Here is a 15,259-nt window from a genome sequence, read left to right as displayed (position 1 = left end):
CCGAGGGTGATGGAGGCAGCAGACGTGAAGCGGATTCGACCGCCGGAAACTAGCCGTGGAGGCGGTTGGCCGCGCACGTCATCGCGGTCATGGTCGCGGCCTCGGGGGTGGTGCCGAAGCCCATCGCCCAGACGGAGCTGTTGTTGTGCGTCGCGTACAGGAACGTCGCGGTGGCCTCGAAGATCTCGAACTGGTGGAATTCCAGGATCTCGATGCGGTAGCCGGAATCCGCCATCAGGTTCGTGACCGCGGACACGGGGCCCATCGCGGTGACCTCGCGGAAATCGGTGCGCTCGGCGTCGGTGCCGCGGTTGGTGGTGATGGTCGCGCGGAACGTCGAGCGGCCCGCCAGGCCCTTGGTCGACGTGAACTCGCGGATGGCCAGCGAGCCACTGGTCGGCGAGTACGTGGTCATGAACGTGCGCCAGTCCATGCCGCGCGCCTCCTGGCGCAGGCCGCGGGGGAGGCGGTGTCCGAACCGGGCGCGGAAGGGGTCCTCGGTGAACGTCCGGGAGGTCGCCTCCGCCTTGGCGGAGGGACGCTTCCCGCTATACGTCATCGTGGTGGAAGTGTTCTTGTGCGTGCGGGTGGTGAACATTCAGAGTGGTCCTTCGGTGAGGTCCGGGAATCGTCCCGGTGAGAAGAATTGTGGTGGACCGACCCATGGATGCGTGGGTGCGTAGCGGCCAGAGACCCCGTGTGGAGGGGTCAGTCCATGCCTCCACCGGGGTTCGTAGCCTCGGCTACTCGCCTAAGTCGAATGTTCTTCTGCATGTCGGCCACCGTAGAACAAGGCATATGTCCATCGCAAGAATTCGGCCGCGATTGGGGTGCTCCACATCACACCCGATTCACACCCGGGCGTGCCCGCACGTGCCCGGGTGGGGTCCCGTCCGGGCGGTCAGCGGCCGATGGTCGCCAGGATGAGCGCCTCGGCCACGGCGATGTCGCGGATCTCGCGGGGGTCGACGGACTCGTCGGACGAGTGGATGCGGCACTGCGGCTCCTCCACGCCGTAGAGCACGATGTCGGCGCCGGGCACGGCCTCGAGCAGGGTGGCGCACAGCGGGATCGACGCGCCTTCGCCCATCCGCTCCGTTTCACGCCCGTAGGACGCGGCCAGGCAGGCTTCGACATGCTTGACGACGTCTCCTTCGACGTCGGCACTGAACGACGACGCGAGCACGTCCCGCGTGATCTCCACCCGCGCGTTCCACGGCACATGGGACTCCAGATGGGCGACGAGCTTGTCCTGCGCCTCCTTCGGGTCCATGCCCGGGGGCACGCGGAGATTGAGGTGTGCGGTCGCCGTCGACGGGATGGCGTTGACGGCGTTGGTGGCCGGCGGGCAGTCGATGCCGGTGACGATCAGTGCCGGCCGTGCCCACGTCAGGTCCGCCACCGAAGCGCCCGCGCCGTCGGAGACGAGGCCGACGCCGTCGAGCACGCCGGCGTCGGAGCGGAACGTTTCCGCGTCGTAGCCCAGGCCCTCCCACGTCTGATCGCAGTCGAGGCCGTCGATGCGCGTGACCCCGTCGTCGTCGCGCAGCGAATCCAGCAGCCGCATCAGCGCGGCCAGCGCATCGGGCGCCGCGCCACCGAACATGCCCGAGTGCACCGGGCCGGCCAGCGTGTCCACCCGCACGTCGACGTCGGCGGTGCCGCGCAGCGTGGTCACCAGCGTCGGCCGGCCCACCGCGACGTTGCCCACGTCGGCGATGAGGATGACGTCGGCGGCGAACAACTCCGGCCGCGTGCGAGTCAGGTCCTCCAGGCCGGCGGAGCCGCGCTCCTCGGAGCCCTCCACCACGATCCGGATGCCCGGCAGCTCGATGCCCGACGCCGGGTCGTCGTCAAGCTCCTTCAGCGCCCGCAAAGCCGCCAGATGCATGACCACGTTGCCCTTGCAGTCCGCGGTGCCGCGGCCGTACCAGCGGCCGTCGCGCTCGTCGAGCGTCCAGGGATCGGCGGTCCAGGCGGAGACGTCGCCCGCCGGCTGGACGTCGTAGTGGGAATAGAGGAGAACCGTCGGGCGGCCCTCCGGGGCGGGGATGTGCCCGGTCAACGCGATGGAACCGTCGACCGTGACATGCGAATCGAGGTCGACGCCGGCCTCCGCGAACAACTCGGCCACGCGGGCCGCGGCGTTGCGGCAGGCGTCCTTCGTGTCCTCTTCCCCGTGCACCGACGGGAAGGCGACGAGGTCCGCCAGTTCCTTCTTGATGGTGGCGCCGTCCGCCGCGACCTTCTCGCGGATCGCGGTGACCAGGTCGGGGGAGATGCCGGCGGCGGTGTGCCGGGTGTGCGCGGTGTGCTGGGTCTGGTCGGTGTGCTGGGTGTGCTGGGTCTGCAGCGGGGCGTCGCTCATGGGCGCCAGCATAGGCGCGGGCCCGGATGCGGTGCCGGGCGCCATATCTTGCACTCGCCGGGGTCGAGTGCTAGAAACAGGGGTTAGCACTCGCGTTGAGCAAGTGCCAACAACGTGAAACGAAAACAGCTGGGCCGGTCGAGGCCGCGGGTGACACTTCCCGCGGCCGCATGCCGTCGCGGGCGCCGGACCAGCACCGTCAAAGTGTCGTCGACCATCAACGGAGGATCGCAGCCTCATGGCCAAGATCATTGCATTCGACGAAGAGGCCCGCCGCGGCCTCGAAAAGGGCCTCAACACGCTGGCCGACGCCGTCAAGGTGACGCTCGGCCCCAAGGGCCGCAACGTCGTCCTGGAGCGCAAGTGGGGCGCCCCGCTCATCACCAACGACGGCGTGTCCATCGCCCGTGAGATCGAGCTTGAGGACCCCTACGAGAAGATCGGCGCGGAGCTGGTGAAGGAGGTCGCCAAGAAGACCGACGACGTCGCCGGCGACGGCACCACCACCGCCACCGTCCTCGCCCAGTCGCTCGTGTCCGAGGGCCTGCGCAACGTCGCGGCCGGCTCGAACCCGATGGGCATCAAGCGCGGCATCGAGAAGGCCGTCGAGGCCGTCACCGCCGAGCTCCTGGCCACCGCCAAGGACATCGAGACCAAGGACCAGATCGCCGCCACCGCGGGCATCTCCGCCGGCGACCCGGCCATCGGCGAACTCATCGCCACCGCGATGGACAAGGTCGGCAAGGAAGGCGTCATCACCGTCGAGGAGGCCAACACCTTCGGCCTGGACCTCGAGCTGACCGAGGGCATGCGCTTCGACAAGGGCTACATCTCGGGTTACATGGCCACCGACCTGGAGCGCCAGGAGGCCGTCCTGGAGGATCCGTACATCCTCCTGGTCTCCGCGAAGATCTCCAACATCAAGGACCTGCTGCCGCTGCTGGAGAAGGTCATGCAGTCCGGCAAGCCGCTGCTGATCATCGCCGAGGACGTCGAGGGCGAGGCCCTGTCGACCCTGGTCGTGAACAAGATCCGCGGCACCTTCAAGTCCGTCGCCGTCAAGGCCCCGGGCTTCGGCGACCGCCGCAAGGCCATGCTGCAGGACATCGCCATCCTCACCGATGGCCAGGTCATCTCCGAGGAGGTCGGCCTGTCCCTGGAGACCGCCGATCTGCCGCTGCTGGGCCGCGCCCGCAAGGTCGTCGTCACCAAGGACGACACCACCATCGTCGAGGGCGCCGGCGCGCAGACCTCCATCGAGGGCCGCGTCAACCAGATCCGCGCCGAGCTGGACAACTCCGACTCGGACTACGACCGCGAGAAGCTGCAGGAGCGTCTGGCGAAGCTGGCCGGCGGCGTCGCCGTCATCAAGGCCGGTGCCGCCACCGAGGTGGAGCTGAAGGAGCGCAAGCACCGCATCGAGGATGCCGTGCGCAACGCCAAGGCCGCGGTCGAGGAGGGCATCGTCGCCGGCGGCGGCTCCGCGCTGCTGCAGGTCGCCCACGTCCTCGACGACGAGCTGGGCCTGGCCGACGACGAGGCCACCGGCGTGCGCATCGTCCGCGCCGCCCTGGCGTCGCCGCTGAAGCAGATCGCCCTCAACGCGGGCCTCGAGGCCGGCGTCGTTACCGAAAAGGTGTCCGGCCTGCCGCAGGGCGAGGGCCTCAACGCCGCTTCGGGCGAGTACGTCGACCTGATGGCCGCTGGCATCAACGACCCGGTGAAGGTCACCCGCTCGGCGCTGCAGAACGCGGCGTCCATCGCGGCGCTGTTCCTCACCACCGAGGCCGTCGTCGCCGACAAGCCCGAGCCGGCCGCCCCGGCCATGCCGGGCGGCGACGAGATGGGCGGCATGGGCGGCTTCTAGCCCCCGCGCCCCCGTCGCCTGGTTCGCTCCGGGCGCCGCCATCTTTTCGGGAAGGCCCCGCACACCACGTTCACGTGGGTGCGGGGCCTTCTTCTTTGCTTTGCGACGGCCCGCGTTCCCCGTGGGCGTCGTCAAGCACGTTGATTCGCATCGAGTCGGTCGATTCGTGGCATGAACGGCGTGAAATCGGGGGTTTTCGGGTGCGAATTGCCGCGAATCGACCGACTCGATGCGGATCAAGAATCGCCGCCGCCCCACTCGGCTCATCGACGCCCGGCCCCGCCCGTGATCCGCGGACCGCGCACCCGGGGACACCGGCCGCACGGCGAAAGGTCCCCCGTCCATCCCCCGGACACTCCGTGAAAAGCGCCTTCACCGGCGAAAGGTGGCCGGAGCCACTGCTCGCCGCCCCGAATCGGGGGCGTTGCGCAGGTAGGCTTGAGGCATGGCTGACACGAACGAAGAGGACTTCCACATCGTCGATCTGGCGGCGACCGAGGGGTACGTCGTGGACGACTCCGACGAGGACGATCCGGTGCTGGTCACCCCGTCCGGCGATCCGGTGGAGACGTGGCGCGAGAACTACCCGTACGAGGAGCGCATGACGCGCAAGGAGTACGAGAAGACCAAGCGCGCCCTCCAGATCGAGCTGCTGAAGTGGCAGAACTGGACCAAGGAAACCGGCCAGAAGCACATCATCCTCTTCGAGGGCCGCGACGCCGCCGGCAAGGGCGGCACAATCAAGCGCTTCAACGAGCACCTCAATCCCCGTGGCGCGCGCACCGTGGCGCTGGAGAAGCCGTCGCCGCGCGAGTCGACGTCGTGGTACTTTCAGCGCTACATCCAGCACTTCCCGTCGGCGGGCGAGATCGTGTTCTTCGACCGCTCCTGGTACAACCGCTCGGGCGTGGAGCGCGTGATGGGCTTCTGCACGGAGTCCCAGCACGCGGAGTTCCTGCGCGAGGTGCCGATGCTGGAGAACATGCTGCTCGGTTCGGGCATTTCGGTGACCAAGCTGTGGTTCTCGGTGACGCAGAAGGAGCAGCGCACCCGCTTCGCCATCCGCCAGGTCGACCCGGTGCGCCAGTGGAAGCTGTCGCCGATGGACCTCGCTTCGCTGGACCGTTGGGACGATTACACCCGCGCCAAGGAGGAGCAGTTCCGCTACACGGACACCGACGAGTCGCCGTGGATCACCATCAAGTCCAACGACAAGAAGCGGGCCCGCATCAACGCGATCCGCTATGTGCTGTCGAAGTTCGAGTACACGAACAAGGATCATGAGCTCGTCGGCGAGCCGGATCCGAAGATCGTGCTGCGCGGTCGCGATCAGATCGGCGACTAGTTTCGCCCGGGTCCGTCGCGGATCCGGCACTTCGCTTTACGACGAACCGGCCCCCGCACCATTCGGTGCGGGGGCCGGTTTCGCCGTGTCCGATGAAAGGGCTATTCCTTCATCGGCTCGATGGGGTTGCCCTGCCAGCGGGTGCCGGCGGGGACGACGTCGCCGCGCATGACCAGCGACGCCGGGCCGATCGTGGTCGACTCGCCGAGGCGGGAAGCAGGCAGCGCCACGGAGTGGGGGCCGAGGGTGGCGCCCGGGGCGATTTCGACGGTGTCGAGGCTCATGACGCGGTCCTGGAACAGGTGCGTCTGCACCACGCAGCCGCGGCCGACGGTGGCGCCTTCGCCGATGCGGATCAGGTCCGTCTCCGGCAGCCAGTAGGACTCGAGCCACACGCCGTGGGCGACGTCGGCGCCGAGCCAGCGCATCGCCCGGTTGAGTCCGCCGGTGCCGGTGCCGGGCACCAGGTACCAGGGCGCGGCGACTGTCTCGACGAAGGTGTCCTGCAGCTCGTCGAGCCACACGAAGCGGCTCCACAGGGCGTGCTCGCCCTTCTTGTGCGTGCCCACGCAGATCCACTTCATGGCCACGGTGATCAGCATCGCCAGCATGCCCGCGATCAGCAGCACCGGCGAGCCGACGAACCACGCCGCCGCCAGGCCGAGCACGGTCACGAGTAGAACGTCATCGTCCACGCCGACCATGCCGTCGGCAAGCGTCACGACGCCCACCGCCGCGCCCTGCATGGCCAGCAGGACCAGCACGGCCAGCAACAGCGAGGTGATCGGCGCCAGCAGGCGCAGCGTCTCCACCGCGCCGCGGGCGGCCTTCACGCCGGCGCCCGGGCGATAGGTCAGATCCTCGCCGCCGTCGACCTCGACGGCCACGCGGCGCAGGCGCTCCGGCGGGGAACCCCACCAGTTCGAGCCGGCCTTCGCCTTCTTCGGCGTCGACGACAGCACCGCGACCAGGGAGTTTTTGCCCAGCTTGCGGCCGGGGCCGGCGATGCCGGAGTTGCCCAGGAAGGACCGGCGGCCGATGCGGGTCTCTTCCAGCAGCAGCCAACCGCCGCCGAGCTCGTAGCCGCCGACCATGGTGTCGTCGGCGAGGAAGGAGCCCTCGCGGATGTCGGTGAACTTCGGCAGCACCACGGCCGTGGAGATCTCCGCGTCGCGGCCGACCTTCGCTCCCAGCGCCCGCAGCCACCACGGCGTCAGCTGCGAGGCGTACAGCGGGAACAGGTCGGTGCGGGCGGCGTCCATCAGACGCTCGGTCGCCCATGCCTGCCAGCCCACCCGCGAGCGGACGGGATGGACGCCGGCCTTGAGCCCGATGGACAGCAACCGCACCAGGATCAGCGTCAGCAGCGCGTACACCGCGACCGCGGCGATGGCGGCGGGGACGGTCCATGCCAGGGCCAGCCCGATGGCGCCGGGCCAGGTCGTCGCCGAGGCCGCGCCGAACCCGATGATCGCGGCGGCCGTCGCCAGCGCCGCCACCGGCACCAGCGCCAGCACCAGCGCGGAGACGCCGTAGACCGGCAGCCAGTACGGGCGGCGCGGCGGGGCCTCCACCGGGAAGCGGCGCTTCGGGCGGCCGACCTTCCGGGCGGGGGAGCCCGACCAGCGGGCGCCGGCCTTGACCTTCTTCACTCCGGTGACGCACGAACCGGCCTCGACGTGGGCGCCGTCGCCGACCACGGTGCCGGGCATCAGCGTGCAGCGCGCGCCGATGCGGGCCTCGGAGCCGATGGTGATCGACCCGACGTGCACCACGTCGCCGTCGACCCAGTAGCCGGAAATGTCGGTCTCCGGTTCGACGGAGCAGTAGTCGCCGAGCTCCACGAACCCAGTGACCGGCGGCAACGTGTGCAGGGACACGCCCTTGCCCACCTTCGCACCCATCGCGCGGGCGAACCACAGCATCCACGGCGCACCGCCGACGCCGCGCGCGCCGGAGGCGTCGGCCAAGCGTTCGGCGGCCCACAGCTTCATGTGGACGCGGCCGCCGCGCGGGTGATCACCGGGCGTGACGCCGCGCATCAGCATGCGCGTGGCCAGCGCCGTCAGCGGCAGCGTGCCCAGCGGCGTGATGAACAGCAGCGCCAGCACCACCGCCAGCCACCACGGCACGGGCAGCGCGAACGGCGAACCCAGGCCATGGGCGATGGCATTGAGCACCGCCAGCCACGTCATCCACTTCGCCGCCCGGATCGTCTGCAGCGGGACCATGGCAAGTGACTGCGCGTGGCGGGTCGAGCGCGGGACCGGCTTGACGACGCGCCTGTTCTTCTTCGCGGTGGCCTCGTCCTCGGAAGCGTCGTCAAGCGACAGCCCACGCGACTCCAGTTCCTCGGCGAGCCTGCCCAGGCGCGGATGGTCGTAGAGATCGCGGACCGCGACGTGCGGGGCGCGCTCGCGCATGCGCGCGACGACCGTGGCCGCGGCCAGCGACGTGCCGCCCAGGGCGAAGAAATCAGCGGCCGCCCCCGGGGCGGGCACGGCGAGGACCTCCGCCCAAATGCCGGACAACCACGCCTCGATGGGGGACAGGCCCTCGAGGGCGGAATCGTCGGCGGCGCCGGCGTCGATCGGCAACGGCCAGGGCAGCCCGGCCTTGTCGACCTTGCCGGAGGTGCGCACCGGCAGCTCGTCCATGACGTGCAGGCGCGGGACCATCGCGGCGGGCATCTCCGCGCGCAGGCGGTCCATCGCGGCATCGGCGTCGACGTTGGCGGCGTCTCCGCCCGCGCCGACGTAACCGACCAGGATGTCCTGGCCGCCGGCGGTCTGGCGGACCTGCACGCAGGCCTGGGTGACCCCGGGCAGCGCGGCCAGGTGCGCCTCGACCTCGCCGAGCTCGATGCGGCGGCCGCCGATCTTCACCTGATCGTCGACGCGGCCCACGAAATGCAGGCCCTCCGGCTCCAGGCGCACGTGATCGCCGGTGCGGTACGCGCGGTCCCAGCCGATGGTCGGCATGGGGGCGTACTTCTCGGCGTCCTTCGCCGGGTCCAGGTATCGGGCCAGTCCGACGCCGCCGATGACCAGCTCGCCGACCTCGCCGGCCGCCACGGGCTTTTCGTCCTTGTCCACGACCACCAGATCCCAGCCGTCCAGCGACATGCCGATGGTCACCGGCTCGCCGGGCTTGAGCTCCGCGGCGCAGGCCACGACCGTCGCCTCGGTGGGGCCGTAGGTGTTCCACACCTCGCGTTCCGGGGTGGACAGGCGCTCGACCAGCTCGGCCGGGCAGGCTTCGCCGCCGACGATGAGCAAGCGCACCGAATCCAACGCCTCCGCCGGCCACAGGCCCGCCAGCGTCGGCACCGTGGACACCGCGGTGATGCTGCGCGAGATCAGCCACGGGCCCAGGTCCATGCCGGAGCGCACCAGCGAACGCGGCGCGGGCACCAGGCAGGAACCGTGCCCCCACGCGATCCACATCTCCTCGCAGGAGGCGTCGAATGCGACGGACAGGCCGGCGAGCACGCGGTCCTCCGGGCCCAGCGGGCCGTCGGGGTGGTTCGCCAGGAACAGCCGCGACTCGGCGTCGACGAACGCGGCGGCGCTGCGGTGGGTGACCGCCACGCCCTTCGGCTTGCCCGTCGATCCGGAGGTGAAGATGATCCACGCGTCGTCGTCGGGGGTCGGCTCGCGGGCCGGTTCCTTCGCCACGTGGCCGGGAGTCAGGTGCAGGCCGTCGGCGCCGAACCAGCCGGCGATGCCGGCCTCGCCGAAGACCATCTCGGCGCGCTCGTCGGGGTCGTCGGCGTCGACGGGCACGTAGGCCGCGCCGGCGGCGAGGATCGACAAGATGGCGACGTAGAGCTCCCGGTTGCCCGAGGGCATGCGCACGCCCACGCGATCGCCGGCGCCGATGCCCTTGGCGCCGAGCCAGCGGGCGGTCTCGTCGACTTCGGCGATGAGGTCGGAATAGGTCATCACCACGTCGCCGTCGTCGAGCGCCGCCGCCTCGGGGTGCTCGGCGGCGGTGGACCGCAGCACGTCCATGAGCGTGCGCTCCGGCGCGGCCAGGTCACCGCGCAGGTACGACGACGCGATCGGATCAGCCATGTCGGTCACTGACGCTTGCCGCCCTTCTTCTTGTTCTTCCGCTTCTTCTTCGACTTCTTCGGCGCCTTGCCGGTGCGGCCGGGATCGTCGTCAAGCGATTGTCCGTCCTCCGGAGGATTCGCGCTCAGCACGGAGGACAGGGCCTCCCGCATGGGCGCGGGGGCGGAGGCGAAAACGCGGGCCTCGGCGGTGGCGATGTCGGCGCGGATCGCGTCGCGCAGCCTCACGCCGGCCGGAGTCGGGCCGATCAGCTGGCGACGGCGGTCCTCGGTGTCGCGGACGCGCTCGACCAGACCGGCGCCTTCGAGGACGTCGACGAGGCGGACCATGTCGGAGCGATCGACGCCGAGGAGATCGCACAGCTCGCGCTGCGAGTGGGCCGGGGCGGCGCCGATGGACTCGAGCAGCCAGTAACCCCGCAGCGACAGCGAACGCTCGTCGAGCAGGTCGTCGACGGCGTCGCGCAGCAGGTCGTCGAGCTGCTGGACGACCCACGTCGCCGAGGACGTCACCGCCTCGGGCAGCGTCGGTTCCGGGCGCGGGGCCGGGGAAGAATCTTTCGTTGGCATGTACCCATCATAGGCACACTGGCATTTACACCAATAATGGGGAAGCCCCCACCGAATCCTGCGGTGGGGGCTGCGTGACGTGCGGGTACGTCCGGGAACGTCCGGGAACGTCCGGGCGCGTGCGGGAACGTACGCCGCTGTTGCGGACGGCGGGCGTGCGCCGGGATCGTGCGTGGGGGCCAAAAGCGAAGGGCCTCAGCCTTTTTCGATCGGACGGCCGTTGTGCTCCCAGTCGATCATGCCGCCGGAGATGTTGATGGCGTCGATGCCGTTCATCTCCAGCCACTGGCACACCTGCGCCGACCGGCCGCCGGACTTGCACATGAGGTAAATGTCGCGATCGAAATCGAACTCGCCGTAGCGGGAGGGGATCTCCTCCATGGGGATGTGCACCGCGCCCACGGGATGGCCCTCGTCCCACTCCATCTTCGAGCGGACGTCGATGATCTGGGCGTCGTCGGGAACCTCTGAAACCGGGATGAATTCCATGGCGACGATTGTAGGGAAAGGGCGCGGGCGGGCAAGGGGCGGTCGGTCTCGTGCGCGCCCTTGGTTCTTACGCGCCCTCGACCGGGGTGTGGCTGAGCGCGTGCATGCGGTTCCAGCCGTTGATGCAGATCGCGGCCCACGCCAGCAGCGCCGTCTTGTCGTCGCCGAGGACCTTGCGCGCCGCGTCGTATTCCGCGGTGTTCTCGTGCGCCGCGACCGGATCGGTGGCGTTTTCGGCGATGGCCAGGGCCGCGCGTTCGACGTCGTCGTAGACCGCGCCGGCCTCGCGCCACGCCGGGGTGACGGACAGCTTCAGGGTGCTCAGGCCAGCCTTGAGACCCTCGCGAACGTGGACGTCCAGGCAGAACGCGCAGCCGTTGATCTGCGATGCGCGGACGTACACCAGCTCGATGAGGTCGCGGCCGACGCCGAGCTCCTCGGCCTTCTTCCAGATCGCCTGGGTCTGTGCGGCCTGGGCCTTCCACGCCTCCTTGAAAACGTCGCCGAGGGGGAGGCGGTCCATGGTGTCGTCGCTCATCGCGGGGTCCTTTCGGGTTGTGGGGAAATCGGTGGCGCGTCATCCTCGATCATCGCTCGTGACCGGCGCCGTCACCTTCCCCAACTATACCCCTCGGGGCATTATTCCGGGCGCGTGTCGCGGCAGGATCCGGGTGCCCCCGCCTCTACGCCCTCGCCCCTCGGTGGCTGCGCTGCCCCGGCCGTTGACGAGATCGCGATTGGGGGCCTGGATCGTGATCTCGTCGCACCGGGCGGGGCGTGCATCTGACGAGATCGCGATCGAGGGCCTGGATCGTGATCTCGTCGCGCCGGGCGGGGCGTGCATCTGACGAGATCGCGATTGAGGGCCTGGATCGTGATCTCGTCGTGGAAGCGGGGAGCGGGGGCCGTCGCCAAGCAACTGCACCAGGACAAGCGAAAACCCGCCACCTGCCGAAAAGCGGATGACGGGTGACGGGTGTGCGGGGGTGGGGGCAGACGAGGGGTGCGCGGGAGGTGGGAGTCAGACGACGGGTGCGCGGACTCGCGGTGCCCGGAGAGGCGCCCCCCTCGCGGCGCTCCGGCGAACGCCCTACTTGTGGCGGTCGATGGCTTCCTGCAGGATGCGCTCGGCCTCGGCCTTGTCGCCCCAGCCGGAACCCTTGACCTCCTTGCCCGGCTCGAGATCCTTGTAGTGCACGAAGAAGTGCTCGATCTCGTCCAGGGTGAACTGCGAGATGTCGCCGACGTCCTGGAAATCCTCGAAACGCGGGTCGTCGAGGACGCACAGCAGCTTGTCGTCGCCGCCGGCCTCGTCGACCATCTTGAACACGCCGACCGGGCGCGCCTTGACGATCACGCCCGGGTACACCGGCTCCGGCAGCACCACGAGGGCGTCCAGCGGGTCGCCGTCCTCGCCGAGGGTGTCCTCGATGTAGCCGTAGTCGGCCGGGTAGGCCATCGGGGTGAACAGGTAGCGGTCGAGGTAGACCTTGCCGGTCTCGTGGTCGACCTCGTACTTGTTGCGCTGGCCCTTCGGGATCTCGATGGTGACCTCGATGGTCATGTGGATTGCTCCTCTGGTGGTGGTGTCGTGCGTTGCGTCGGCGCAGGCGCCTACAGTGGTTCCAGCTTAGTCGTTGCCGTAGCCGTTGCCGTGGGAGGAGCCCCGTGAGCCGCACCGTCGGGTGGATGTTGTCCGTCGCCGCGTTCGCCGTCGTCGTGTGCGTCATCGTGGTGGCGGGGCTGGCCGTGAACGCGAATCGGGTCACGGTCGCCGATGCGCCGCAGGTCCCGGGCGTGCAGGGCCCGTTGCGGCCGGCGGGGGCGGTGCAGGTGCTTGACGACGGCTCGTCGCCCGCGCCGTCCGCCGACGAATCCGAGTTGAGGGCGCAGGTCGCCGCCGTGATGGATGGTGCGGCGAAGGATCCGGCGCTGGGGGAGCTGACGGCCGTGGTGTCGTCGGCGCGGACTGGCGCGACGTTGTGGGAGCAGGGGGCGGGGGCGCCGTCGCGGCCGGCGTCGTCGTTGAAGATCCTCACCGCTGCGGCGGCGCTGCTGCAGCTGGATCACGACAAGACCGTCGTCACCCGCGTGGTGCGGTACCCGGGGCAGGACGGGGTCGTTTTGGTCGGCGCGGGGGATCCGACGCTGAGCGTCGATGGCAAGGGTTTCTACCCGGGGTCCGCGTCGATCGCGGAGATCGCGGAGGAGGTGCGCGCCTCGCTCGGCGTGCCCGAGGGCCAGGCGGCGCCGACGGTGCACGTCGACCGGTCCCTGTTCCGCGACACGTTCCATTCCACGTGGGACCGCTCGGGCATCGAGGACGGTTACATTGCCCCCGTCGAGCCGGTGATGGTCGACGGCGCCCGGTTGTCGTTGGACCGCGAGGATGCCCGCCGCACGCCGGAGCCCGCCGCAGGTGCAGGTCAGGCCCTGGCCTCGGCGCTGGGTGCCGGCAAGGTCGACGTGTTGGCGCCGGAGGAGTCGGCACAGTCGAAGTTCGGCGCCGGCGACGATGGGGTGGCCGCCGAGCCTCAGGTGCTCGCCGAGGTCGAGTCTGCGCCGCTGTCGGAGCGCGTGCGCCAGATGATGACGCAGTCGGACAACGTCCTGGCCGAGTCCCTGGCCCGCGAGGTCGCGATGGACCGCGGCCTGGCGCCCGATTTCGCCGGGGCCGCGAAGGCCGTGCGCGACACCTTGGCCGAGCACGGCCTGGGGCTGGAGGACTCCGGGGCCAGTGCCGCGAACCTCGCCGATTCCAGCGGCCTGAGCGTGGACAACCGCGTCACCCCGGCGCAGCTCGACCGCGTGCTGCTCGCCGCGGCCGGCGGGCAGTCCGGCGGCTCCGAAGACTCCGTCGGCTCCGGGGACGCCGACGGCCCCGGCGTCGCCGCGACGCTGCGTCCGCTACTCGATTCGATGCCGGTCGGCGGCGTCTCCGGCACGCTCACCGGCCGCTACGGCGATTCCGGCGGCGCCGGCTGGGTCCGCGCCAAGACCGGCACCCTCGACGGCACGTCTGCGCTGGCGGGCTACACGGTCACCGAGGGCGGCGACGTCCTGACCTTCGTCATGCTGTCCAACGAAGCCTCGCTCCTGCCGGCCCGAGCGGCGGCCGACGCCGCCGCCGCGAAGCTGCACGCCATCGCCTGATCCGGCGGCGGTCATGGGGCCGCCGATCCGTCGAAAAGCGATCTGCGGCGAAACGATCTGGTCTACGGTGGCCCCAAACGCCGATAGCCAGGAGTGATGATGGACGACATCCAGCCGCCCACCCAGCCCACCGTCCGCGAGATCGCCGCGCGGGTCCGAGCGGGCGAGATGACGCCGGAGGAATCCGTGCGCGCCGCACTCGACCGCATCGCCGCGACCGACGGTGCGGTCAACGCCTTCGCCGAGGTGTGGGCGGACCGCGCGATCTCCGACGCCCGCGAGCTGGGCAAGAACCCCGGCCTGGACGGGATGGGGCTGGCGGGCGTGCCGTTCGCGCTGAAGGAGAACACGGCGCGGGACAATCCGATCGTGAAGCGGCTGGAGGAGGCCGGCGCGATCCCCGTGGGCGCGACCGCCAACCCGCAGTTCTGCACGTGGGGCACCACGGACATCCCCGGGCGCATCACCCGCAACCCGGTCCGCCCGGGCCGCACGCCGGGCGGTTCCTCCGGTGGCGCCGCGGCCGCCGTGGCGGCCGGCATGGTGCCGTTCGCGCAGGGCAACGACGGCATGGGCTCGCTGCGCATCCCGGCGGCGGCCTGCAACCTGTCGACGATCAAGGCCACGCCCGGCATCGTGCCCGGCCACGTCGGAGGCAACGATTGGTACGGCATGGCCGTGCAGGGCGTCATCGCGCAGGACAACGACGACCTGACGCTGCTGATGAAAGAGATCACCCGCGGCCACGTCGACGCCGTCGACGCCCCGCTGCCCCGCCGGTTCGGCGCCGTGCTGGACCTGTCGTCGCCGGTGGCGGGCTTCGGCGCCAAGCCGGAGTGGAAGGAGGCGGCGCGCCAGGCGGCGAAGACGCTGGCCGACGCCGATCTGCCCGTCCGCGAGGCCAAGGCCCCGTACCCGCTCAACCCGTTGCCGATGCTGGCGCGCTGGTCCGCCGGCGTCGCCGATTCGCTGCGCGACGAGGGCCTGCCCGACCACCTGGAGTGGCGCAACCGCGTCCACGCCCGCATCGGCCGTTCGCTGCGCTGGTCGATCTCGGACCGGCAGGTCATCCGCGCGCGGTCGAAGATGGAGAAGTTCCTCGAGGGCGACAACGTCCTGATCACCCCGGCGCTGGCCACCGAGCCGCCGTCGGATGGGCCGTGGAACTCGCGCCCGTGGTCGGCGAACATGCTGACCAACATGCGCTACGCCCCGTACGTGTCGGTGTGGAATCTGCTGGGCTTCCCTGCGGGCGTCGTCGTCGAGCCGGTCACCGGCGTGCCGGTGCAGGTCGTCGCGCGCATGACGCAGGAGCGCGTGCTGCTCACGGCGATGGACCGCATCGCCGCCGGCGGTGTCGTCGGGACGTAGCGCCCGCGCCGGTAGCCTGTC

11 protein-coding genes are annotated in these 15,259 nt (G+C 70.4%); 4 read left to right on the top strand and 7 right to left on the bottom strand.

Annotated elements, in window-relative coordinates:
* Positions 1-49: 49 nt before the first annotated feature.
* Entirely contained in the window at positions 50-598 is a 549-nt protein-coding gene (locus CX1_RS06345; protein WP_052753219.1) for a 2-isopropylmalate synthase, read from the bottom strand.
* Positions 599-901: 303 nt separating this feature from the next.
* On the bottom strand, positions 902-2,368 hold the full coding sequence (locus CX1_RS06340; RefSeq protein ID WP_082719205.1) for a dipeptidase: 1,467 nt from the start codon (positions 2,366-2,368) through the stop codon (positions 902-904).
* A 238-nt stretch (positions 2,369-2,606) separates the two neighbouring features.
* Here CX1_RS06340 and groL point away from each other — a divergent pair, with 238 nt between their 5' ends.
* A complete protein-coding gene (groL, locus tag CX1_RS06335; RefSeq protein ID WP_046650552.1) occupies positions 2,607-4,235 on the top strand; it encodes a chaperonin GroEL in 1,629 nt (542 codons plus the stop codon).
* Positions 4,236-4,680: 445 nt separating this feature from the next.
* On the top strand, positions 4,681-5,580 hold the full coding sequence (gene ppk2 / locus CX1_RS06330; RefSeq protein ID WP_046650554.1) for a polyphosphate kinase 2: 900 nt from the start codon (positions 4,681-4,683) through the stop codon (positions 5,578-5,580).
* Between the two features lie 101 nt (positions 5,581-5,681).
* On the opposite strand, the gene CX1_RS06325 is transcribed toward ppk2, so the two are convergent.
* The 5 genes from CX1_RS06325 to CX1_RS06305 form a co-directional block, all read right to left on the bottom strand.
* On the bottom strand, positions 5,682-9,656 hold the full coding sequence (locus CX1_RS06325) for a Pls/PosA family non-ribosomal peptide synthetase (RefSeq protein WP_046650566.1): 3,975 nt from the start codon (positions 9,654-9,656) through the stop codon (positions 5,682-5,684).
* A gap of 5 nt (positions 9,657-9,661) precedes the next feature.
* On the bottom strand, positions 9,662-10,225 hold the full coding sequence (locus tag CX1_RS06320) for a MarR family winged helix-turn-helix transcriptional regulator (RefSeq protein WP_046650556.1): 564 nt from the start codon (positions 10,223-10,225) through the stop codon (positions 9,662-9,664).
* Positions 10,226-10,420: 195 nt separating this feature from the next.
* On the bottom strand, positions 10,421-10,714 hold the full coding sequence (locus CX1_RS06315) for a rhodanese-like domain-containing protein (RefSeq protein WP_046650557.1): 294 nt from the start codon (positions 10,712-10,714) through the stop codon (positions 10,421-10,423).
* A 67-nt stretch (positions 10,715-10,781) separates the two neighbouring features.
* Complete coding sequence (locus tag CX1_RS06310; protein WP_060925419.1) at positions 10,782-11,252, bottom strand: carboxymuconolactone decarboxylase family protein; 471 nt, start codon at positions 11,250-11,252, stop codon at positions 10,782-10,784.
* Between the two features lie 552 nt (positions 11,253-11,804).
* Positions 11,805-12,278: an inorganic diphosphatase gene (locus tag CX1_RS06305; protein ID WP_046650559.1), complete on the bottom strand. Its 474-nt coding sequence runs from the start codon at positions 12,276-12,278 to the stop codon at positions 11,805-11,807.
* Positions 12,279-12,382: 104 nt separating this feature from the next.
* Between CX1_RS06305 and dacB the strand changes: the two genes are divergently transcribed.
* Together dacB and CX1_RS06295 are read left to right on the top strand one after the other, a co-directional pair.
* The gene (dacB, locus tag CX1_RS06300; RefSeq protein ID WP_113570044.1) at positions 12,383-13,867 is read left to right on the top strand and encodes a D-alanyl-D-alanine carboxypeptidase/D-alanyl-D-alanine endopeptidase; all 1,485 of its coding nucleotides are present in this window, start codon (positions 12,383-12,385) and stop codon (positions 13,865-13,867) included.
* Positions 13,868-13,963: 96 nt separating this feature from the next.
* On the top strand, positions 13,964-15,238 hold the full coding sequence (locus CX1_RS06295; protein ID WP_052753223.1) for an amidase: 1,275 nt from the start codon (positions 13,964-13,966) through the stop codon (positions 15,236-15,238).
* Positions 15,239-15,259: the final 21 nt, after the last annotated feature.

This window comes from Corynebacterium xerosis NBRC 16721 = ATCC 373 (genome assembly GCF_001552415.1).
Classification (GTDB): Bacteria; Actinomycetota; Actinomycetes; order Mycobacteriales; family Mycobacteriaceae; genus Corynebacterium; species Corynebacterium xerosis.
This window is presented reverse-complemented; position numbering and strand designations above follow the sequence as displayed.